The organism is Dysgonomonas sp. 25 (assembly GCF_010501075.1).
GTDB lineage: Bacteria > Bacteroidota > Bacteroidia > Bacteroidales > Dysgonomonadaceae > Dysgonomonas.
Genome location: NZ_QVMN01000038.1, coordinates 1 through 360 on the forward strand (window position 1 = coordinate 1; position 360 = coordinate 360).

The 360-nt window shown below is 44.4% G+C and carries 1 protein-coding gene; it reads left to right on the forward strand.

Annotated features, from left to right (window positions below; genetic code table 11):
- The coding region (locus D0T66_RS16110; RefSeq protein ID WP_163358324.1) for a type IV secretory system conjugative DNA transfer family protein at positions 1 to 360 on the forward strand (360 nt) is incomplete at both ends.

The following is a 360-nucleotide window of genomic DNA, read 5'->3' on the forward strand; positions in this document are numbered from 1 at the left end:
AATCAGAGGGCGAAATATCAATATGGTGCCGGTCCTGCAATCTGTAGCTCAGATAAAAGCCTTGTTTCAGGGAGAGAAATGGGAAACTCTATTTGATACCTGCGCCACTGTTTGTTATCTAGGAAGTGGTCCCACGGCGAATAGTACCCATAAATGGATATCCGAAATCTTAGGAAAACGAACTATTGATACTAGGACAGATGGGCTAAACAGGGGCCGCAATACAGGAGATAGTTTAAACTTTGGAAAGGCAGGTTTATCGCTTTTAGAGCCAGCGGAAGTAAAGCGTATGCCTAGAGATGAGTGCATTATCTTGATCGAGGGGCAGTACCCTATCTATGACCAGAAAGCGAAGCCTTT